This is a genomic window from Parafrankia sp. Ea1.12, from assembly GCF_900465275.1.
Taxonomy (GTDB): domain Bacteria; phylum Actinomycetota; class Actinomycetes; order Frankiales; family Frankiaceae; genus Parafrankia; species Parafrankia soli.
On record NZ_UBIZ01000511.1, the window covers coordinates 33,585 to 53,818 of the forward strand.

Annotated in this window: 16 protein-coding genes; 10 read left to right on the top strand and 6 right to left on the bottom strand. The window is 71.5% G+C overall.

The annotated features are described in order from the left end of the window. Positions 1-39: 39 nt before the first annotated feature. Positions 40-786, top strand: a complete 747-nt coding sequence (locus tag FMEAI12_RS30215; RefSeq protein ID WP_112108724.1) for an SDR family NAD(P)-dependent oxidoreductase — start codon at positions 40-42, stop codon at positions 784-786. A gap of 144 nt (positions 787-930) precedes the next feature. Then, positions 931-1,470, top strand: a complete 540-nt coding sequence (locus FMEAI12_RS30220) for a hypothetical protein (protein ID WP_235014821.1) — start codon at positions 931-933, stop codon at positions 1,468-1,470. A 68-nt stretch (positions 1,471-1,538) separates the two neighbouring features. Here FMEAI12_RS30220 and FMEAI12_RS30225 read toward each other — a convergent pair whose 3' ends face one another. Further along, the gene (locus FMEAI12_RS30225) at positions 1,539-3,188 is read right to left on the bottom strand and encodes a zinc metalloprotease HtpX (protein ID WP_112108711.1); all 1,650 of its coding nucleotides are present in this window, start codon (positions 3,186-3,188) and stop codon (positions 1,539-1,541) included. Between the two features lie 124 nt (positions 3,189-3,312). On the opposite strand from FMEAI12_RS30225, the gene FMEAI12_RS30230 reads away from it, so the two are divergent. The 3 genes from FMEAI12_RS30230 (at position 3,313) to FMEAI12_RS30240 (ending at position 5,810) form a co-directional block, all read left to right on the top strand. Next, positions 3,313-3,750, top strand: coding sequence for an MmcQ/YjbR family DNA-binding protein (locus tag FMEAI12_RS30230; RefSeq protein WP_235014822.1), 438 nt, complete (start codon positions 3,313-3,315; stop codon positions 3,748-3,750). 146 nt (positions 3,751-3,896) lie between these two features. Continuing rightward, positions 3,897-4,472 (top strand): TetR/AcrR family transcriptional regulator, encoded by a 576-nt coding sequence (locus FMEAI12_RS30235; protein ID WP_112108712.1) that lies wholly within the window; start codon positions 3,897-3,899, stop codon positions 4,470-4,472. Between the two features lie 54 nt (positions 4,473-4,526). Beyond that, positions 4,527-5,810, top strand: coding sequence for a glycosyltransferase (locus FMEAI12_RS30240; protein WP_112108713.1), 1,284 nt, complete (start codon positions 4,527-4,529; stop codon positions 5,808-5,810). Positions 5,811-5,971: 161 nt separating this feature from the next. Here the strand turns inward: FMEAI12_RS30240 and FMEAI12_RS30245 are convergent, their stop codons facing one another. Next, positions 5,972-6,754: a sulfite exporter TauE/SafE family protein gene (locus FMEAI12_RS30245; RefSeq protein ID WP_200835464.1), complete on the bottom strand. Its 783-nt coding sequence runs from the start codon at positions 6,752-6,754 to the stop codon at positions 5,972-5,974. 173 nt (positions 6,755-6,927) lie between these two features. Beyond that, on the bottom strand, positions 6,928-8,460 hold the full coding sequence (locus FMEAI12_RS30250) for a PstS family phosphate ABC transporter substrate-binding protein (RefSeq protein ID WP_112108715.1): 1,533 nt from the start codon (positions 8,458-8,460) through the stop codon (positions 6,928-6,930). Positions 8,461-8,693: 233 nt separating this feature from the next. On the opposite strand from FMEAI12_RS30250, the gene FMEAI12_RS30255 reads away from it, so the two are divergent. Continuing rightward, positions 8,694-11,942, top strand: coding sequence for a BTAD domain-containing putative transcriptional regulator (locus FMEAI12_RS30255; RefSeq protein ID WP_112108716.1), 3,249 nt, complete (start codon positions 8,694-8,696; stop codon positions 11,940-11,942). Positions 11,943-12,001: 59 nt separating this feature from the next. Here the strand turns inward: FMEAI12_RS30255 and FMEAI12_RS30260 are convergent, their stop codons facing one another. Together FMEAI12_RS30260 and FMEAI12_RS30265 are read right to left on the bottom strand one after the other, a co-directional pair. Next, positions 12,002-12,859, bottom strand: a complete 858-nt coding sequence (locus FMEAI12_RS30260) for an ABC transporter permease (RefSeq protein ID WP_071062324.1) — start codon at positions 12,857-12,859, stop codon at positions 12,002-12,004. Beyond that, positions 12,856-13,917: an ATP-binding cassette domain-containing protein gene (locus FMEAI12_RS30265; protein WP_112108717.1), complete on the bottom strand. Its 1,062-nt coding sequence runs from the start codon at positions 13,915-13,917 to the stop codon at positions 12,856-12,858. Before FMEAI12_RS30265 ends, FMEAI12_RS30260 begins: the two co-directional genes overlap by 4 nt. A gap of 144 nt (positions 13,918-14,061) precedes the next feature. On the opposite strand from FMEAI12_RS30265, the gene FMEAI12_RS30270 reads away from it, so the two are divergent. Then, on the top strand, positions 14,062-14,913 hold the full coding sequence (locus tag FMEAI12_RS30270; RefSeq protein WP_112108718.1) for a DUF72 domain-containing protein: 852 nt from the start codon (positions 14,062-14,064) through the stop codon (positions 14,911-14,913). A gap of 439 nt (positions 14,914-15,352) precedes the next feature. On the opposite strand, the gene FMEAI12_RS30280 is transcribed toward FMEAI12_RS30270, so the two are convergent. Beyond that, positions 15,353-16,921, bottom strand: a complete 1,569-nt coding sequence (locus FMEAI12_RS30280; RefSeq protein WP_112108725.1) for an ABC transporter substrate-binding protein — start codon at positions 16,919-16,921, stop codon at positions 15,353-15,355. Between the two features lie 528 nt (positions 16,922-17,449). Here FMEAI12_RS30280 and FMEAI12_RS30285 point away from each other — a divergent pair. From FMEAI12_RS30285 to FMEAI12_RS30295, 3 genes are all read left to right on the top strand, one after another. Then, a complete protein-coding gene (locus FMEAI12_RS30285) occupies positions 17,450-18,307 on the top strand; it encodes an LLM class F420-dependent oxidoreductase (RefSeq protein ID WP_112108719.1) in 858 nt (285 codons plus the stop codon). Between the two features lie 64 nt (positions 18,308-18,371). Continuing rightward, entirely contained in the window at positions 18,372-19,169 is a 798-nt protein-coding gene (locus tag FMEAI12_RS30290; RefSeq protein WP_020463678.1) for an enoyl-CoA hydratase/isomerase family protein, read from the top strand. A gap of 363 nt (positions 19,170-19,532) precedes the next feature. Beyond that, the coding region (locus FMEAI12_RS30295; protein WP_146776798.1) for a GGDEF domain-containing protein at positions 19,533-20,234 on the top strand (702 nt) is incomplete at its 3' end.

Genomic DNA, 20,234 nt, shown 5'->3' on the forward strand with positions numbered 1-20,234 from the left:
AGCGCCCTGTGGCCATCTACCAAACGAGGGATGTCAGTCGTGACAGATTTGTTCGAGGGCAAGGTCGCCCTCATCACCGGCGCCGGATCAGGCATGGGCCGGGCGATCACCATCCGGCTGGCGAGGGAAGGCGCCGCGGTGTTGGCCCTCGACATAGACGAGGGCCGGCTGGCCGAGACGAAGGCGCTCACCGCGGGCACGGTGTCGGTCCGCCAGGCTGACGTCAGCGACCCGGCTGCGTGCGCCGAGGCGGTGGCCGCGTGCGTCGACGAGTTCGGGCAGCTGGACGTACTGGGCAACGTCGCCGGTATCTACCTGGCCGAGCACACCACGAAGGTGACTCTGGAGCAGTACCGACGGGTGATGGGCGTGAACCTCGACGCCTACTTCTTCCTGGCTCAGGCCGCCATTCCGCACCTGTTGGAGACGGGTGGCAACATCGTGAACATCGCCTCCAACGCCGGTATCCAGGGGCTCCCCTACTCCGCCGCCTACTGCATGAGCAAGGGTGGCGTCATCCAGCTCACCCGGGCGCTGGCCGTCGAGTTCCTCAAGACGCCGCTGCGCGTCAACGCCATCGCCCCGGCGGGCACCAACACGAACATCGCGTCGGCGATGACGTTCCCGGCCGGCATGGACCCCGACCTTTCCCGTCGCATGGCTGGCCTGCGCGGCCTGGCCGAGCCGGCGGAGATCGCCACGCTGTTCTCCTTCCTCGCCTCCGGCGAGGCCCGTTCGGTGACCGGTGCCGTCTACACCATGGACAACGGCCTCACCGTCAGCTGACCGCCGGCCTTCTCACCTGGTAATCGTGGCCGGAGGGTGAACACGTGGCAGTCGAGCCTTTTCGCATCCACATCAGCGAGGACCGGCTGGCGGTGCTCGGCGACCGGCTGCGCACCGCGGTCTGGGCGGAAGAGCCTGCGCGGGGTGAGCCGGGACGACTTCGCGCCGGAGGAAGTCGCCGACTTCGACAGGCAGCGCCCCGCGGCACTCAACCTCACGCACTTCCTGACGCACACGTTCGAACCCCGCACCCTGGCCTGGGCGTTGCAGGACTCTCCCGTCGGCCTGGCCGCCTGGATGGTGCAGCGGCGGCAGGCGTGGAGCGACTGCGGCGGTGACGTGGAACGCCGCTTCACCAAGGACGACCTCATCACGAGCTTCGCCCTCTACTGGCTCACCGGCACCGTCAGCGGCTCGCTGCGGTTCTACGCCGACTCGTTCCAGCGGCCGTGGACCCCCTCGCACGACCGTCGGCCCGTCCTGGAGTCACCGACGGGCATCGCCGTGTTCCCATACGAGCTGACGCACGTGCCACGCGCCCTCGCGCAGCGCGAGGCGAACCTCGTGCACTGGACCCGGATGAGCCGTGGTGGCCACTTCGCCGCGGCAGAGGAACCGCAACTACTGGTGGCGGACATCCGCGCGTTCTTCCGGCCGCTGCGCGCGACCGGACTGTCCCGCTGACGTCCGTCGAGACATCCGCTGTCGCGGCGCATCATCCACACCACACCAGGCCGGGTTGAGGATCGGGCTCAGGGGGCGTACACGAACAGCAGGGCTCCGGCGAGGAGCACCGCGGCGGACAGCAGATAGCGTGCGGCGAAAAGCCAGCACCGGACGGTTCCGGCCTCGGCGCCGGTCACGGTGCGCAGTTCGACGTACGGATGGGGCGCGCGCAGATACCACCCGGTCACCACCACCTCGTCTCCGACGAAGGACTGGGCCCGGGTCAGCGCGAACAGGATCCGCCCTCCCGGCGCCGGGTGGCGGTACACGACGGGCACCGTCCCGCTGGCGTCCGCGAGGACGAGGTCGGGCGAGGTCACGAACCCGCCCCGGCCCACGATCGTCCCGCGCAGGCTGACCGGTATCGCACCGAGTGGCCCGGCGTCGAGCCGGTCGAGCAGTTCGATGAGCCGTCCGACCGGTTCCGGAGTGCCCAGCGGCGCCCGCAGGCCCGCGCGGATCAGCAGCAGCGCACCGGCGGCCGTCACCAGTCCGGCGAGGAAGCCCAGGTCGTAGTGGTCGGGCCCGCGGCGGGCGAGGATCAGCGCGGCACCCAGGCAGATCCAGCCACCGAAGTACACGGGCAGCTCCACCAGGAACTGCCCGCGGGCCCGGACCCGCTCGCCGGCGCTCCCGCGCGCCGCGCTCCGGGCTCCCCGCCACTGCCGGGGCGCGCCGGGCAGGCCGCTCGCCTCCAGCGCGGCGATCCGGGTCGAGACGAGGGGGTGGGTGGAGAGGATCTCCAGCCAGCGTGCCCAGGGGCTGGTGACCTCCCAGCGCAACGCCCGCACGAGACGCTCGGGGGGCAGCTCCAGGGCGATCAGGCCGACGGACGGCGCCGAGCCGCTGCTGGCGATGCCGAGGGCTCCGACGGCCCGGACCCTGTTCTCCCGGCGAGCCAGCCGACGGGCCGCTCTCTTCTCGTCGTTCTCCCGAAGCACGTGGACGCGGGCGGCGAGATCCTGATCCCGCTCCCCCATCCCGTGCACAATCTTGACGAGGGCGGAGCACAGCGCGTCGCCGTCCCCGGTGAGCGCGCAGGAGGCGTGGTCGGCACCCAGCTCACGGGCACGGGAGAAGCTCAGCAGCGCCAGCTCGGAGAGCAGGTAGGCGGCGGACCCGATCAGCCTGACCGGGTCATTGTCCCCGGACTGGTCGCCGTTGCGCGTGCCGGACGCCGCGTAGTACATGAGGGTCGGCACCACGCACAGCGCCGTCATCACGGCGAAGTCCCGATTCCTGATGTGCCCGATTTCGTGCGCGACGACCGCCTCGACCTCGCGGTCGTTGAGCCGGTCGAGCAGCCCGCGGGAAATCCAGATACGTGCGTCCCGCCTGGTCCGGCCGAAGGTGAACGCGTTGGGGTCGCCGTCCTCGACGATGCCGAGCCGGACCAGCGGAATGCCGGCGTTCCGGCACTGCCGGGCGACGATCGCGGCGACCGGCTCGTCGCTGAGATATCCGTCGGCGCCACGCTCCAGCTCGCGGGCCGGGGCCAGCCACTCCACGACCCGCGGCCCCACCAGGTACTGCAGGAGGGCAAGGCCGGTCACGACGGCCACCGGCACAAGGACCGGCACCGGTGTGAAGACGGTCAGCAGCCAGCAGGCCAGGATCAGTACACCGCCCAGCGCCGACAAGGCGGCCACCGAACGCCGCCAGACGTAACCCGTCATGCCCCGCCCCCCGAATCGGCCAGACAACCAGCCGGACAACCCGGACCAAGTTATCGAAAACCGTTCCCGGCTGCCGGAGGATAGCCTCGTCGCATGCTGCGGGCGCGTTCTCGGGGAGACCTCGGTGGCTGACGCCGACGATGTGCGCCGGTTGGCGCTGGCGCTGCCGCACGTGGTGGAGATCGCGAGCGAGGGCTTTGACTTCCGGGTGGCCGGCAGGGGCTTCGTCTGGTCCTATCCCGAGCGCACGCCCGGGAAACCGCGCGTGATCCGGACCGATACCGCGGTGCTGTTCGTCGGCGACGAGGCGGAAAAGCAGGCGCTCCTGCTCGGCGAGCCTGACATCTTCTTCACCGTGCCGGGCTACAACGGCCTGCCCCTGGTGATGGTGCGCCTGGCTGAGGTGACGGTCGGCCGCCTGCGGGAGCTCGTGACCGACGCCTGGCGGATGCGCGCGCCGGACGCGCTCGGCGGCGACCTCGACCAGCACGCCGAGCAGCTCACCGACCAGCACGGCAGGCAGCACGCCGAGCAGAGCGGCGAGCAGCCAGCTCTGGGCTGAGCCCGCCCGATCACCAGGAAGCATCGCCGGCGCCGCGGGCGCGGGCGGCTGTCGCGCGCTGTCACACCCCCGACAAAGTTTGAGCGCCGCTCAAGCGAAATGCTTGACTGTCACTCAAGCGAATCGATCCGGGGAGGGCTCGACTCATGGGAACCAGGGCGGATGCGGTGGCGGCCACCAGGGAGCGGATCGCGCGGGCCGCGCTGCGACTGTTGCTCGCGCAGCCCTACGAGGACATCACCCTGGCGGACATCGCGACCGGCGCGGGCGTCTCCCACCAGACCGTCCTCAACCACTACGAGTCCAAGGAGGGCGCCGCCTCGGCGGCGATCGAACTCCTGGGGTCGGAGATCGAGGGGCTGCGGACCTCCGTGCGGCACGGCGATCCGGAGCACGCCGTCGAGGTGCTGGTCGAGCAGTACGAGCGGTCCGGTGACCTCAACGTCCGCTGGGCGATGTCCGCCGAACGGCTCGGGCGCCTGGCGGCCATCCTCGATCAGGCCCGGGCGGCGCACCGGGCCTGGCTGGAGGAGGTCTTCGCACCCCACCTGCCCACCGTGCCGGCGGACCGGCTGCGCGGCCTCAACGCGCTGCACGCGGCGACCGACGTCTACACGTGGAAGTTGCTGCGCCGCGACCTGCGCCTGAGCCGGCCGGAGACCACCCGGACGATGACCGCGCTGGTACGCGGCGTGCTGATCCGTGACGTGCCGGACAGCTGACCCGACAGGAATCCCGGCACGAATCCCGAGCGAAGGACCGAAGGAAGGTCACCGATGAGCAACACGTACCTGTTCGCCCTCACTGACGGTGGTGGTTCCGTAGCTCCGGAGCTCGGCCTCGCGCGACGGCTCGTCGAGCGCGGCCACCGGGTCACCGTCCTGGCCGAGGACTCGATGGTGCCCGCCGTCGCCGCGACCGGCGCGGCCTTCCGTCCCTGGCGGAACGGCCTCAACCGGCCCGACAACCAGCCAGAGCACGCTCCGTACCGGGAGTGGGAGCTGCGGAGCCCGCGCACGCTGCTGCGGGAGATGATCAGGCGCCTGATCGTGCGCCCCGCGCCCGGCTACGCCCGCGACGTCACCGACGCGATCGACGCGGATCGCCCCGACCTCGTGCTCGCGTCGTTCTTCGCCTTCGGCGCGATGGTGGCCGCGGAGGCCGACGGAGTGCCGTTCGACGTCCTGATGCCGAACATCTACCCGCTGCCCGCACCGGGGCTGCCGCCGTTCGGCCCCGGGCTGCGACCCGCCCGGGGACCGGCCGGCCGGCTGCGCGACCGGCTCGTCGGCGCCATGTCTCAGCGGATGTGGGACGGCGCCGCCCTGCCCGGGCTCAACGCGCTGCGAGCCGCGTACGGCCTGGAACCGATGGCGCACTACCAGGATCAGCCCCACCGGGCCCGCCGCGAGCTGGTGATGACGAGCGCGGAGTTCGACTTCCCGGCGCGGCTGCCGGCGAACGTCCGCTACGTCGGGCCGGTCCTCGACGAGCCGGTGTGGGCGGCCGAGCCGTGGCAGCCGCCGGCCGGGGACGCGCCGCTGGTCCTGGTGTCCATGTCCAGCACGTTCCAGAACCAGGCCGAATGCCTGCAGCGGGTCGCCGACGCGGTGGGATCGCTGTCGCTGCGCGGTCTGGTGACGACCGGCCCGGTGATCGATCCCGGTCAGCTCACCGCACCGCCCGGAGTCACCGTGGTCTCCGCCGTGCCCCACGGCGAGGTGCTCCGCCACGTCTCGCTCGTCGTGACCCACGGAGGCCACGGCACCCTGGCACGGGCGTTCGCCGCCGGTGTCCCGGTCGTGGTGCTGGCGCACGGCCGCGACCAGGCCGACAACGCCGCCCGGGTGGTCCACCACGGCGCCGGGCTGTCGGTCAGTCGTGCGGCGAAGCCGGCGAAGATCGCTGACGCCGTCCGGCGGGTCCTGGACGATCCCTCCTACCGGCGGTCCGCCGCGCGGCTCGGCGCGGCCCTGCGCCGCGACGCCGCCGACGGCCGTCTCATCGCCGAGGTCGAGGACCTCGACCCGGGCCAGCCGCAGGGAAGGCACGCCGCCTGACCCGATGGCCCGAACCAGAGCCCGAGCCCGAGCCCGAGCAAGGTTCATGAGCAGGTTCGCAGAGCGGGTGAGCGGCGCGGCACTCGCTCGAATGCTTCCAGCGAAAGCGGTGCGCGTTTGCTGCGGGGCGGTTCAACCGGCGTGTTCGTGTGCCGGGCGCATCAAGCGGCCTGGATCAGATAGACGGCGGCAAGTGCGCAGGCCAGGACGCCGAGGAGGAGGCGTAGGGCGGTGTTGGGCAGGTGGGGTTGGAGGCGCGCGCCGAGGTATCCGCCGGCCAGTCCGCCGAGTCCGCAGGTAAGTCCGAGTGCCCAATGGGGGGCGATGTTCCCGGCGGTGGTCAGGGCGAGCACGGCGTAGGCCGCGACGCCGACGATCGAGGTGAGGAACGTCGAGGCGAGGGTAGCGGGGGCGACTACGGCCACGGACATGCCGCGTCCGACCAGGATCGGGCCGAGGAGCGAGCCGCCCCCGATGCCGTAGATGCCCCCGACGAACCCGACGATCAGAGCCAGCACGGTGATGGTGCGCGGCCGTGGTGACGAGACGCTCGGGACGGTCTGGTGCGGCTGTCTACGCAGGGTACGAGCGCAGAGCCAGACGCCCAGGGTTAAGAGCATCGCGGCGAGGAGGAGCCGGAACAGGCGGGCGCCGGGGGCGAAGTGGACCCGGACGACGGCACCGAGCACCACCCCCGGCAGGGTGCCGAGGACCAGCAGGCGGGTCAGGGGGCCACCGGGCTGTTTCTGCTGGTGGTAGCGGCCGAGCGGCCCGGGTATGGCGATGACGTTGAACAGCAGGTTGGTTGGTGTGACCGCTGGGCTGGGAACGTGCAGCACGTCGAGCTGGACAGGAAGAAGAAACACCGCGCCGGAGACCCCGACGGGCGCGGTGATGGTCGCGATGAGCAGTCCAGAGGCGAGACCGAGCAGGATCGTGGTCACCCGGGCCGGGCCGCTTTCACACCTCCGATCCTGACGGATGCCGCTGGCGCACGGGACGACGGGCCGGCGCCTGATCGCCGTCATGGCCGGTACCGGCCGGATCGGCAGCCGCCGCGAGCGGCTCCGCACGGCCGGTCTGGCCGGGCGCACCGCCCACCGTCACCCGTGGAGCTTCAGGGCCCCTCCTGGCAGCGCCTGAGGCCTTCCGGGCTGTAGCACGGCAGAGCGCCGTGAGCCTTGATGACGGTCTGCCCGCCGCCCCTGGTCAGATAGTCGAGGAAGCTCAGGGTGAGGGAGCCGGCGGGCGGCTGCCCGTAGGTGTACGCGTATTCGACCTCCGCGAAGGGATAGGTGCTGTTGCGGATGGCCTCGATCGAGGGATCCTGCCCGTCGATGCGCACGGTGCGCAGGCCCTTGACGGTCGCGGCGGTACGCAGTTCGCTGTAGCCGATCGCGCCCGGCAGCCTGGCCACGCTTCGCAGTACCCGTTCGGTGCTGTCGAGCTCGCAGCGGATGACCTTGTCCTGCGGTGAGTTCCGGTGCTCGCAGTCCTGGGAGGTGTAGGCGGGTTCACCAATGCCGGCAAGGATGCGCCGCCGGAACAGGTCGCGGGTACCAGAGTTGGCGTCGCGGCTCACCAGCAGGATCGGGAGGTCGGGCCCGCCAACCTGGTTCCAGTTGACAACATCGCCCCGGTAGATGCGGCGTATCTGCTCGATCGTCAGGCTGCTGACCGACACCTCGTCGTTCACCACGACGGTGAAGGCGGAAACCGCTACCCGGTCCCCTTGAAGGCGCGGGTCGAGCTGCGATCCACCACCGTCACGAATGACGATCATGGCGGGGGAACCGTTCTCGGACTCGCCCGTCTCCACCAGTCTCTGCATGCCTTCGTTGCTGCCACGAGCCTCCACCGTGATGTTTGAGTCGGGGCAGTCCGACTCGTATCTCCTGGCGATTTCCTGCACCACGGGCGCGAAGGCCGTGGAACCGTTGACGGTGAGCTTCCCTGTGGCGCAGCCGATGGGCGGGGGCGCACCGCCGCCACCGACGACGATGCTCGCCAGCACCGTGACGCAGAGCGTGAGCAGGATGGTGATCAGGCGGGCGGGCCGGTTGAAAAGGGGCGGCTTGTCGTCGACCGTGGTGCTCCGGTTGGGCTGCACCGCGCCCTCCCGGATCCCACCGGTGACGCGCACGGCGCAGCCGACGCTGCCGCCGGTGAGGAGCACGAGCAGTTTGTAGTGCTGACCGCTGTCGAGCGGAACACGAGGCAGGTAGATCGTGTTGCCGCTGTGCCGCATCCCCCTCGAAGACGCGAAGTGCTCCATGAGGTGGTCGGCGTTGGGCTGGGTGACGGTCACACCCCTGACGATGCGTTCCGTGAAGACGGCGGTGAGACCGTGCAGGTCGCCGCCGGTGTAGTCGGTGCTGGCCACGCTCTGCGCACCGTCATTCTCGACCCGCAGGAGGACGAGGGTCGCGTCGGACATGTCCGGGAGATCGCTGAACAGGCCCAGCCGTATGTTTTCCTGACCCTGCCCGTCACGATTGTCACCGCCGATGGGCATGTCCATCTGGACGCGGTAGCCAATGCGCCTGCGGCGCGGCACCCGGCGCTCGTACCAGACCACCGCGAAGGACGCCACTATGCCGAGCGCCGCGGTAAGCACGGCCACGATGTTCTCGGCACTCAGCCAGCTCACGATGCAGCTCGCCCCCGCATGCCCAACCGGCCCGACGTGTTGATTCGGTTACCGTATGGGGCCCGTCGCGGACTGGAGAGCCGCGGTCTACTCGGTCGCCTGATATTCGCCGTGAATTCATCCGGTGATCCAGGAGGTTCCTGCGGAGGCGTCACACCGCCGGGCGCACCACCCGAGCCCCCCGCTGTCCCGTCGCCGCGCCGATCACAGCTTGCCGCTCTAGAGTGGCCGGGATGGGCGTGGGCCTCACTCTCCTGGACGGGGTGCGCTGGAAGGGCATCCCGGTGGTCGGCGACCGGCCGCGGGCGCTGCTGGCGGCGCTGGCGGCGGAACGCGGGCGGCCGGTGCGGGCCGAGCGGCTGGTGGAGCTGATCTGGCGCGGGGAGCCGCTGGCCAATGCGGCCAAGGGTCTTCAGGTGGTCGTCTCCCGAACGCGGGCCGCCTGCGGCGGCGCCGCGGTGGTACGCGATGGCGAGGGCTATCGGCTCGACCTGCCTCCGGCCGAGGTCGACAGTTGTCTGCTCGGCCGGCTGGTCGCCGAGGCTGACACCCTCCTCGCGGCCGATCCGGCCGCCGCCGCCGAGCGGGCCCGGGAGGCGCTGGAGCTCGGCGCGTCGCTGTCGCCGGTGCCGGCGGGCGAACAGGGCCCGCTCGCCGACGTGCGCCGGGCGGCCGGCCGCGATCTGGCGGCGGCCCGGCTGCTGCTGGCCCGGGCGGCGAGCCGGACAGACCGGCACACCGAGGCGCTGGGGCTCCTGGAGGCGGCGCACGCCGAGCGGCCCGACGACGAGGCCCTGCTGGCCGACCTGCTGCACAGCGAGGCCGCCGTCCGCGGGCCGGGGGCGGCCCTGGAGCGCTTCGAACGCCACCGTCGGGACCTGCGGGAACGGCTCGGTGTCGGCCCAGGGGAGGCACTCACCCGGCTGCAGCGCGATCTGCTCGCCGCCGACCAGCCCGTCCGCGACGGCCTCCGTTACGACGCCACTCCCCTGCTGGGCCGCCAGGGGGACGTCGAGCGGCTGCGGACGTTGCTGGACCGGTCACGGGTGGTGTCGATCGTCGGGCCGGGCGGCCTCGGCAAGACCCGGCTGGCGCACCGGCTCGCCCGGGAGAGCACGCTGCCGGTGGTGCATGTCGTCCACCTGGTCGGGGTGACGGCGCCCGAGGACCTGCTCGGCGAGGTCGGCTCGGCGCTCGGTGTCCGCGACTCGATCGGCGAGCGCCGGGTGCTGTCCCCGGGCCAGCGCGCCGACCTGCGCACGCGTATCGCCGCGCAGCTCTCGCGTGGGTCGAGCCTGCTGCTGCTGGACAACTGCGAGCACCTCGTCGAGGAGGTCGCCGAGCTGGTCGCCTTCCTCGTCACCGCCACCGCGGACGTCCGGGTGCTCACCACGACCCGGGCGCCGTTGGCGATCAGCGCCGAGCGGGTCTACCTGCTCGGGGAGCTGGGCCGCGCCGACGCGACCGAGCTGTTCCGTCAGCGCGCCGCCGCCGCCCGGCCCACCGTCCGGCTCGACCCCGAGGTGGTCGGCCGGATCGTCGACCGGCTCGACGGCCTTCCGCTGGCGATCGAGCTGGCCGCGGCGCGGGTCCGCGCGATGTCGGTGGAGGACGTCGACCGGCGGCTGGCGGACCGCTTCGCCCTGCTGCGCGGCGGCGACCGCGGCGCGCCGGACCGTCACCGCACGCTGCTCGCGGTGATCGACTGGTCGTGGAACCTGCTGGCCGAGCCGGAACGGCGGTCGCTGCGTCGGCTGGCGCTCTTTCCGGACGGGTTCACCCTCGACGCCGCGGAGGAGGTGCTCGGCGCGCCCGACCCCGCCGGGCAGGTCGCCGGCCCGGAGCCCCTGGACGCCTTCGACGCGGTGCAGAACCTCGTCGACCAGTCGCTGCTGAGCGTGCGTGAGTCGGCCGACGGGGTCCGCTACCGGATGCTGGAGACCGTCCGCGAGTTCGGCCGGCTGCGACTGACCGAGGCCGGCGAGCAGGTGTGGGCGCGGCGGGCCCAGCGGGCCTGGGCGGTCGGTTACGTCACCCGGCACGGCGCGGACCTGCTCAGTGAGCGGCAGTTCGCGGCGATCGACGCGGTCGCGGCCGAGGAGACGAACCTCGCCGACGAACTGCGGGCCGCGCTGGTCGACGGCGGTACCGAGGCGGTCGTGCGGCTGCTGGCGGTGCTCAATCCGTTCTGGGAGATCCGCGGCGATCACACGCGGATGATGGTGCTGGCCAACGCGGTCGCCGAGGCCCTGCACGACTGGGCCCCGCCGCCAGCGGCGGCCTCGGCGACCCTGGCCAGCCGGATCGCCATCCTGCGGACGAAGATGCTCATGACCGTCAGGTACCCGGAGGAGGCCTGCGAACTGCTGGTGCCGCTCGATCCGGCGGACGCGGACAACACGTGGCTGGCCGGTTCGGTGCGGGTGCAGCTTGCGCTCGATCCGACCCGGCCCGCGGACGCCGCGGCACGGCTGGAACGGCTCGTGGACGACGCCGACCGGCACACGCGCCTGATCGCGCTGATGTGGCTGACCCATCTGTGGGAGAACGACGGTGTCCCGCGGACGGCGGCGGCCTGCGCCGAACGGGCGCTGGCGCTCGCCGCGCCGCAGGACGGCCCGTGGATCGCGGCCGTGCTGCGCACCCAGCTCGCCGCGCTGTCGATGCAGCTCGGGGACGTCACCACCGCCCGGTCGTGTGCTCGCGCGGCACTGCCCGTCCTGGAACGGCTCGGCGCCCGCGACGACGTCGCGCAGCTCAGGGTGCTGCTGGCGTTCGACGCCATCAACGACGGCCGGCTCGAAGCGGCCGAGAGCCACCTCGCCCAGAGTGCCCCGGAGGACAGGACGGGGCTCGGCGGCAGAATGATGGCCACCGCCGAGGCCGAGATCATGATCGCCCGCGGCGACACGACCGGTGGTCTACGCCGGTACGTGGACGCGGCGGAGGAGATGCGGGCCCTGCGGCTGCCGGGCGTGGAACCCACCGGCCTCGAGCCCTGGGTGCTCGTGTGCGACGCGGCGACGGTGGCCGCGTTCGCCCGGCACGCGAGCACGGCCGACGACCTCGCCACCGGTCACAGCCTGTTCCGGGCCTGCCTCACCCATTGCGTCGAAGCGTTCCGACGCGGGCAGGCCGGCGCCGACTACCCGGTGTACGGGACGGTGCTGTTCGCACTGGGCGCCTGGGGTCTTCGGGAGAACCTCCCGGCGCCCGGAGACGGTCTGGCCGGGATGGCCCCGGAGGACGCGGTCCGGCTGCTGGCGCTCGCGGAACGGTTCGCCTACCCCGCGACGATCCCGTCGATGGGGTGGTCGCGGATCGAGCCGATCGCCGAACGCCGCGCGCCCGGCACGCTCGCGGCGGTCCGGGCGAGCGTCGCCGGACGGCGCCCGGCGCAGGTTCTCGACGAGGCCCGCCTCCTCGTCGAGCACCTGGCCGAACGCCTGACTGGATGGCTGGATGGCTGGCCGGGCAGTTGACCGGGCGGGACGCCGACCGGGCGTCGCCCGCCCATCGGGTGAGGGCACCGGATTCCCGGCTAGAGGTGCCGCTTGTAGCTGGCCACCGACAGCGGCATGAAGATCACGATCACGGCGAGGCCGGCGAGCAGCGTCCAGCCGACCTGCGCGGTGATCACGCCGTTGTTGGCGAGGTCGCGGGTTCCGGAGACCAGGTGTGACACCGGGTTGATCCTGGTGAAGGACTCCAGCCAGCCCGGCAGCGTGTCCGCCGGCACGAAGGCGTTGGAGAGGAAGGTGAGCGGGAAGAGGATCATCATCGAGATCCCCTGCACGCTGCGGGCGCTGCGGGCCAGCGTGCCGATCCAGGTGAACGCCCACGCGAGCGCCCAGCCGGTGAAGACCGCGAGCAGGACCGCGCCGACCACACCGAGCACCCCGCCGCCCGGCCGGTAGCCGAGAATCAGGCCCATCAGGTAGGTCAGCACGGCCGCGATCAGATAACGGATCAGGTCCGCCATCATCGGCCCGGCGAGCGGCGCGATCCGGGACATCGGCAACGACCGGAACCGGTCGAAGACGCCCTTGTCCATGTCCTCCCGCATCTGCACCCCGGTGGCCATGCAGGTGGTGAGCACGGTCTGGGCGACGATGCCGGGGATCAGCAACGGCAGGTAGCTGTCGACGTCACCGGAGATCGCGCCGCCGAACACGTAGGCGAACATCGCGGTGAACAGCAGCGGCTGCAGCGCCACGTCGAAGAACTGCTCCGGGTTGCGGCGCATCTTCTTCAGCGCCCGCCACGCCATCGCGAAGGTCTGGTTGAAAGTGTCGCCCAGCCCGGGGCGGGCGCGCGTGCGGGCTACGGCGGCGGCCGGGTCGACGGCTGGCGCCGATCGCGGGCGGGCGGCGGACGGTTCGGCTACGAGGGTGTTCATCGGGCCTTCTCCATGACGGGCTTGTCGGGGCTGTTCGTGTCCTGGCCGGGGACGGCGCCGGCCGGGCCGGCGGTGCCGGTGCCCGTGCCGTCCCCGGTGCCGGTGCCGTCTCCGGTATCCGTGCCGTGGCCGGTGAGGGCGAGGAAGACCTCGTCGAGGCTGGGCTTCGCGACACTGACCGAGGAGATCGAGACGGCGGCCTCGCGCAGCGCGATCAGCACGTCGGCGGCGCGGTCGGCGACATCGAGCGGGACGTTCATCCGGCCCGACTCGGGGGTGGTGACCGGCTCTTCGCCGAGCACCCGGAACACCACCTCGCGGGCGAGCGCCTGGTCGGCGCCGGGGGCGAGCTGAAGCTGCAGGGTCGAATCGCCGACCTGGGTCTTCAGCTCGTCCGGAGTGCCCTCGGCGACCTTGCGGCCCTGGTCGATCACGCAGACCCGGTCGGCGAGCTGGTCGGCCTCGTCCAGGTACTGGGTGGTGAGCAGGACGGTGCAGCCGTCCTCGACGAGACCGCGGATGGTGTTCCACATCTGGCCTCGGGTGCGCGGGTCGAGCCCGGTGGTCGGCTCGTCGAGGAAGATCAACGGCGGTCGGGTGATGAGGGAGGCGGCGAGGTCGAGGCGGCGGCGCATGCCGCCGGAGAACGCCGAGATCTTCCGCTCGGCGGCGTCCTCCAGGCCGAACTGCTCCAGCAGCCGGCGCGCGGTGGCGCGAGCGTCCGCGGCCTTCAGGCCCTGGAGCCGGCCGAAGAGCCACAGGTTCTCGGTGGCGGAGAGGTCCTCGTCCACCGAGGCGTACTGGCCGGTCACGCCGATGAGCTGGCGGACCCGGTGCGGCTGGGCGGCGACGTCCACACCGAAGATCTCGGCCCGGCCGCCGTCGATCGGCAGCAGCGTGGCCAGCATCTTCAGCATCGTCGTCTTGCCTGCGCCGTTCGGCCCGAGCACGCCGAAGATCTCGCCGTGTCGCACCTCGAGATCGATCCGGTCGACGGCACGGAAATCGCCGAATCTCTTGACCAGGCCATCGGCCCGGACAGCGGGTGTGGCTGTCACGCGTCGTCCTTCCATGGTGCTCAGCAGCTGGGAAGCTGGGACGACGCTAGACAGCGGCGGTATCACCGCCCCTACACCCCGGTTTCACCGACCTTCAGCCGGCCGGCGCGGGCCGGCGCGATCCAGCGACGGAGGGCACGAGACATGCATCTGCACGTGGGGTGCGCGATGTGGAGTCACAAGTCCTGGCAGGGGCGCCTGCTGGCCCATCCGCTGCCGGCCCACGAGCGCCTGCGGCACTACGCCGCCTGGTGTAACGCGGTCGAGGGGAACACCACGTTCTATGCGACCCCGGCCCGGGAGACCGTGGCCACGTGGGCGCGGCAGACCGACCCCGGCTTCCGGTTCGTGGTCAAGCTGCCGAAGGTCATCACGCACGAACGCCACCTCACCGACGTCGACGAGGTGCTTCGCTCGTTCCTGAACGCGATGGAGCCGCTCGGCCCGCGGGCGCACGCCCTCTGGATTCAGCTGCCGGGGGCGTTCGGCCCGGCCGACGTGTCGCTGCTCGCCCGCTTTCTGCGCCGGCTCGACACGTCCCACCGGTACGCGGTGGAGGTCCGCCATCCGGCCTTCTTCGCCGACCCGCGCGCGGCGCGCCTGCTCGAGGACGCACTCGCCACCGTGGGCGCCGAATGGATTCCGTTCGACACCACCGAGTTCTTCCGGAGCCCGCCGACGAGCGACGCCGAACGGGACGCCTGGGCGAAGAAGCCCCGGATGCCGCTCCGGTCACTCGCGCTGACCGACCAGCCGATCGTCCGCTACCTCGGCCGCGACGACTCCGCCCGGACGGTCGAGGGCTGGCGGCACTGGGTCGACACCACCGTCACGTGGCTGCGCGAGGGACGATCACCCACCGTCTTCATCCACACCCCGGACAACGTCGACGCTCCGCTGCTCGCCCGCCGTTTCCACGACGAGGTCCGGGCCCGCGTGCCCGGGCTCGATCCCCTGCCGCAGCCGATACCAGCCGAGCCCCTGACCCTCTTCTGACCGCACGCCAGGTACAGCACACCGAGCATCGGGGCGGGCATCCGCACTTGCCGCCGGTACCAGACCGCCCAGGATGCCGCCGGTTCGTGCGCCGCAGCGGCGGAGGGGCCCCGCTCGTAGGCCCGCAGATCCGCCGCGAATCCCGGTCGTCCCTCAAGTGGGAGCGTTGCCCTGCCGAACAGATAACGCTCGGCGACTCCCCGGTTCGGATAGTCCTCGAGCCGGGATTGGAAGGTACGCCCGAAGTCGCGCCCGACGACCCGGAGATAATCGTGCGCGGCGGCACCCTGCGCGTGGGTGACCGGGTGGAGCCCGTGCCCGGCGAGGACGACGTCCACCCGGCACCGCTGCCCGAGGCCGCCCTGGCGCGCGCCGACGATGATCGACGCGCGCCAGGTGACGGCCGTCAGGCGGTGTACGTTGTGCCGTTGTCAGGCCGTCATGACTGGATCCACAGCTTCTCCGGCAGCAGCGATCCGAGGCCGTACTGCGTGACACCGCCGACGTTCCTGGCCGAGATGGCGCCGAGCGGCCCGCGCGCGAAGAAGATCATCGGGACCACCTCCGTCAGCCGGGCCTGCACGCGGTCATAGGCCTTCTTCCGCTCCTCCACGGTGGTCGCGGTCCGTCCCGCCAGCAGGCTCTCGTTCAGCTGAGGATCGTCGAGCATGGACAGGTTCGCCGGCGAGCCCCCGAGGAGGGTCGTCGGCAGGCGGGGGTCGGGGTCCAGGAACATCGAGGACGTGAGGACCGCGTCGTAGTCGTGCGACGTGCGCAGCGCCGAGAACTCGGCGACCTCTATGACCCGGACCTGGAACTTGACGTTCTTGAACGCGCTCAGCTGGGCCTGGATGTTCTCGGCCATCTTCCGGTTCTCCGACGCCGGAGTGGTGGTGAACGAGAAGGAGACCGGCTTGCCCTCGGCGGCGAGCTCGTCGAAGAGCTTCTGGGCGGTCGCCTTGTCCGTCTTCTGCAACGGCGTGGGTGAGTAGAACGGTGATGAGTCGGTGAACAGCGTGGTGGCCATCCGCGCGCTGCCGTTCCAGACGGCGAGGTTCAGCGCGTCCATGTCCAGCGCCTTCGCGACCGCCTGACGTGCGCGCACGTCGTCGAACGGCGCCCGGCGCGTGTTCAGCGCGGCGACGATACCGCCGCTGGCCGGCAGGAAGTCGACCGGCAGCCCCGCCTCGTCGGCCTTGCCGAGGTTGATCCAGCTCGAGTCGACCGCCAGGTCGGCACCACCGGTGAGCAGCGTGTTGTAGCGCTGGTTGCTGTCCTGTGCCGGGCGCAGGACGAGGGAGTCGAGGTACGGCCTGGGCGCGTCCCAGTAGCGGGGGTTCTTGACCAGCCGCATGTTGTCCTGGCGGGCCCAGTTCTGCAGGGTGAACGGCCCGGCGCCGATCGGGTTCTTGTCGAAGGCCGGCCCGCCCTTCCGCAGGGCCGCCGGCGAGGCGATCCAGTTCAGCGTCGAGGTGACGATGGCCTCGGAGTACTTCGGAACGGGGGTGACCAGGGTGACCCGCAGCGTGACGTCGTCAACCACCTCGGACGAGGCGATCATCGCCGCATCCGCCCGGCTGGCGGAGCCGGTGGCCGGTTCCTTGGTCCGGTCCCAGTTGAACTTCACGGCATCCGCATTCAGCGGGGTACCGTCCGAGAACACCAGCCCCGGCCGCAGCTTCAGCTCGAACGTCTTGCCGTTGTCGGCGGACTCGAACGACTCGGCCATCGAGTAGTGGATCTCACCCGCCTCGTCGTCGGTCATCAGTGTTCCGTACAGGGCGTTCCCGATGAGGGCTCCGCTGGCGTAGACGTTGCCGATGACCGCCGGGTCCATCGTGCGCGGCTCGCTCAGCAGCAGGATCCGCGCTTCGCCACCCGCCACAGGCTCACCCGTGGCCCCCGACGCGGACGTACCGGTATCGCCACCTCCTCCCCCGCAGGCCCCCAGCAGCAGACCCGTACAGCAGACGAGAGCGGTGACGAGTAATCGCGCGCGGTGAATCATCTTCGACCCCTTCATCGATGTTCATGATCAACGAAATCCGGCAAGATCATGGTTGGGAATGTGCGGCTGGAGCGGCGTCTGTCCGACGACCTGGCTACCGACCTCGCCTACCGGGCCCGTCTGCCGGCCCGGTCACCGGCGCCGCACCTCGGCGCACGCGCGGTCGTGGGACGCGGTCGAGGCGGCGGCCGAGATGGCCACTCGCCGGGTCAGTCACCACGGGTTATATCTTCACCTATTTTTCGTCGGCTCCGCAGCCGCTTCGGCTCGATAGCCATGCCGCTCCCGCTCAGCGGCGGTCCCTGGCGGCACGGCTGCGTGGTAGGCCTTGACCTGTGTCTTTGTCGCGGCCGGCTGGATCCGTTCGCGGGACGGCTCCGGCGCGGACGGATCGCGCCCCTACGCCAGCCGCAGCCGCAGCCGCGCCGGACCCAGCGCCACAGATGCCCTCCGATATCGATGCTGGCACCCAGTGCCGCATCGGGCGTAGAGTGCCCAAAGCCAGCGGAACGGCGGCGAAAGGACGACATGGAGCTCAGCGGGGTCGGGATCTGGAGCCTGCACCTGCGGTTCGGGGATCCGGCCGAGGCGGCCGACGCCGCCGCGGAGCTCGACGACCTGGGATTCGCCGCGCTCTGGTTCCCCGACGCCGGCGGCCCGGCCTTCGACACCGCCGGACGGCTGCTCGCGGCGACCCGGCGCACCGTCATCGCGACCGGCGTGCTCAACCTGTGGATGCACAGCCCGGAGCAGACCGCGGCCCGGACCGCGTCGCTCACCGCGGAGCACGGCGACCGGTTCCTGCTGGGCATCGGGGTCAGTCACGCCGACGTGGTCGACGCCGGCGAACCAGGCCGCTACCAGCGGCCACTGGCCGCGATGGGTGGCTTCCTCGACGCGCTCGACGCCGCGCGGCCATCCGTGCCGTCGACCGGTCGGGTGCTGGCCGCGCTCGGCCCGAAGATGCTCGCGCTCGCCGCGAACCGGGCCCGCGGCATCCACCCGTACCTGGTCACCCCGGAGCACACCCGCCGCGCCCGTGAGGTGCTCGGCGCCGACCCGCTCGTGCTGCCGGAACAGACAGTGATCCTCTGCGGGACGAGGGAAGAGGCCCGCTCGATCGGGGCCGACTGGCTGCGCAGATACCTCACGCACCCGAACTACGCGAACAACCTGCTCCGACTGGGCTTCTCGGCCGAGGATCTGGCGTCCGTCAGCGACCGGCTGTTCGACGCGGTGGTGGCCTGGGGCGACGAGGAGGCGATCATGCGCAGGGTCAACGAGCACCGCGCCGCCGGCGCCGACCACGTCGCCCTCCAGGTGCTCACCGAAGACGCGCGGGTCCTTCCCCGCGAACAGTGGCGCCGGATCGCCGCCGCCGTGTGATCGCACCGCCGGGCGACGCCCTGGCATGCCATCATCGCGAGCGGCGGCACGAGGGAGGAGCAGCATGACCGATGACCTGGGAGCGGCGGGCCTGCGTTTCGAGCGCGACGGAGCCATCGGCTGGTGTGTGATCGACCGGCCGGCCGCCCGGAACGCCCTGACACCGGCGATGTACTTCGGCATCAAGCGGGCCGTACAGCTGGTCAACACCTCGCCCGACCTGGCCGCACTGATCATCACCGGCACCGGTGACGTGTTCGCCCCCGGCGGCGACCTCGGCAGCAGGTCCGAGCCCGGCGACAACCTGCCGCCCGACCTGCGCGGCGAGGACGTCCTGCCGTTCCTCACCATCCGGGACAGCCGGGCGCCGGTGGTGGCCGCCGTCAACGGCATCTGCCAGGCCGGTGGCCTGCTGATCGCCATGATGGCGGACATCGCGGTCGCCAGCGACCAGGCGACGTTCCGGGTCCCCGAGCTGCTGCGGGGGATCCCCGACGCCACCTATGCGGCCGTCCTGCCCGCCCACGTCGGCATCGCGGTGGCCCGTGACCTGCTGTTGTCGGCGCGCCGCTTCGACGCCGCCGAGGCCCAGCGGCTGGGTGTGATCAGCCGGGTCGTGCCGCACGACCAGCTCCGCGAGGCCGCCGTCCAGGCCGCCGGGGAGATTCTGCAGACCGCCCCGGCGGCCCGCATGCATGTCAAGCGCATGCTGAACGAGCGCTATGGGCTCATCGACTACCAGACCATGTTCTGGGCGATGCAGCAGTCGCCCGAGCCACGTGAGGGCATGCGCGCGTTCATGGAGAAGCGGGCGCCTGAATGGGTCCCCGAGCAGTTCGCCGGCGACGGCGGGCGGCGCTGACCTCACACCCGTTCCGCCAGCTGAGAGGTTTGCGGCCCGGGACTTCCAGTGCGCGATACCTGGGCTGCTCCAGATGCCGGGCAGCCCAGGATGCCGCGCGGTTCCAGATGCCGGGCAGACCCGGATAGCTGGGGATATTCGTCGACTTCTTTACAGTCCGACACAAGAATTCGACGCCCGGAACACTACCAAAAAGCATCGGTCGCACTCCACCAGACCCTTTTCCGGACGGGGCGACAGTCCGGCGTCAAGGATCACGGATATCGGTCGGGCCGTCGGCGGTGATCCCGCGCGGGCTGCCGGAGGAAATGGAGAACCTGGCGCAGCCGCGGCTTCGACGTCCCGAGAGGGGAATCAGAATCGGTGATCACCGACGACGTGGCCGCCGCGGTCCTCGACTCGTTACCGTCACGCATCGCCGTACTGGGACCAGATGGAATGGTGGTGCGTCTCAACGACGCGTGGCGGCGCAGCGCCGCGGCCGGGCTGGCGGTCGTCCCCGTCCGCCCCGGGGCGAGCTGGCTGGCCGCCTGCGAGGCAGCCGGGCGGAGCACGGAACCGCTGCGGACACTGGCCGGGCTGACCCGCCGGATGCTGGACAACCGCCGCGACCAGGTCCGCGTCGAGATCCCGCTGGCCACCCCGCGCGGCGAGCGCTGGCTGGACGTCCGGATCAGGGCGCTCAGCCGCGGCGACGGGCTGGTCGTCGTGGTGGACGACGTCACCGATCGCCATGACCGGGAGGCCGTGCTGCGCCACCGGGCGACTCACGACCCGGTCACGGGGCTCCCGAACCGCTCGGCTCTCCGTGATCTGATCGCCGAGGCGCTGGCCGCGCCGCCGACCGTCGGTTCCGGCCAGATGGCACCCCCCGGGGTAACCAGGAACAGCGGCCGGCGAACGTCATCCGAACGGGCGGGCGTCGCCGGTTTCGAGGCGTGGACGGTACCCGTTCGGACCGGTCGGCCAGACCCGGCGGAGCCGCCGACGGCCGACCGCACCGCGGGGGTCGAGGGAAATGAAGCCGAAGCGACCCTTCCCGGGGCCGGGGCCGCGGGGGTGGAG

What these genes read in the sequence shown, in the direction of transcription:
- FMEAI12_RS30280 (WP_112108725.1), bottom strand. Translation starts at nt 16,921, where the DNA reads ATGATTCACCGCGCGCGATTACTCGTCACCGCTCTCGTCTGCTGTACG.
- FMEAI12_RS30240 (WP_112108713.1), top strand. Translation starts at nt 4,527, where the DNA reads ATGAGCAACACGTACCTGTTCGCCCTCACTGACGGTGGTGGTTCCGTA.
- FMEAI12_RS30270 (WP_112108718.1), top strand. Translation starts at nt 14,062, where the DNA reads ATGCATCTGCACGTGGGGTGCGCGATGTGGAGTCACAAGTCCTGGCAG.
- FMEAI12_RS30260 (WP_071062324.1), bottom strand. Translation starts at nt 12,859, where the DNA reads ATGAACACCCTCGTAGCCGAACCGTCCGCCGCCCGCCCGCGATCGGCG.
- FMEAI12_RS30290 (WP_020463678.1), top strand. Translation starts at nt 18,372, where the DNA reads ATGACCGATGACCTGGGAGCGGCGGGCCTGCGTTTCGAGCGCGACGGA.
- FMEAI12_RS30285 (WP_112108719.1), top strand. Translation starts at nt 17,450, where the DNA reads ATGGAGCTCAGCGGGGTCGGGATCTGGAGCCTGCACCTGCGGTTCGGG.
- FMEAI12_RS30225 (WP_112108711.1), bottom strand. Translation starts at nt 3,188, where the DNA reads ATGACGGGTTACGTCTGGCGGCGTTCGGTGGCCGCCTTGTCGGCGCTG.
- FMEAI12_RS30235 (WP_112108712.1), top strand. Translation starts at nt 3,897, where the DNA reads ATGGGAACCAGGGCGGATGCGGTGGCGGCCACCAGGGAGCGGATCGCG.
- FMEAI12_RS30255 (WP_112108716.1), top strand. Translation starts at nt 8,694, where the DNA reads ATGGGCGTGGGCCTCACTCTCCTGGACGGGGTGCGCTGGAAGGGCATC.